The sequence below is a fragment of the Stenotrophomonas sp. HMWF023 genome (assembly GCF_003060985.1).
Lineage (GTDB): Bacteria > Pseudomonadota > Gammaproteobacteria > Xanthomonadales > Xanthomonadaceae > Stenotrophomonas > Stenotrophomonas lactitubi.
Window position 1 is genome coordinate 12,362 of the sequence record NZ_QAIJ01000189.1, and the last position, 541, is coordinate 12,902.

1 protein-coding gene is annotated in these 541 nt (G+C 66.4%); it reads right to left on the reverse strand.

Annotated elements, in window-relative coordinates; genetic code table 11:
• Window positions 1-51: 51 nt before the first annotated feature.
• The coding region (locus tag DBR20_RS10215; RefSeq protein WP_146186988.1) for an aldehyde dehydrogenase family protein at window positions 52-541 on the reverse strand (490 nt) is incomplete at its 5' end.

Here is a 541-nt window from a genome sequence, read left to right on the forward strand (position 1 = left end):
TGTCGGATCGGCGCGGTGGCCGGACGATGGGCGGTGCTCAGGGCGCGCCGATCAGAACACGCTGGCGTAGTCGCCCAGTTCGACCTGCACCGACTTGATGCGGGTGTAGTGGCCGAGGGTGGAGATGCCGTTCTCGCGGCCGACGCCGGACTGCTTGTAGCCGCCGACCGGCATTTCGGCCGGCGACTCGCCCCAGGTGTTGATCCAGCAGATGCCGGCTTCCAGGCGATGGATGATGCGATGTGCGCGGCTGATGTCCTTGCTGACCACACCTGCAGCCAAACCGAAGGTGGTGTCGTTGGCGCGACGCACCACTTCGTCCTCGTCGTCGTAGGCGAGGATGCTCATCACCGGCCCGAAGATTTCTTCCCGGACAATCGTCATGTCGTCGCGGCAGTCGGAGAACACCGTCGGCAGCACGTAGGCGCCGTCGGCCAGGGCACCGTCGGTGGCGCGACCGCCGCCGGTCAGCAGGCGCGCGCCTTCGCTCTTGCCGCTTTCGATGAAGCGCAGCACGTTTTCCATGTGCGGGAAGCTGGTC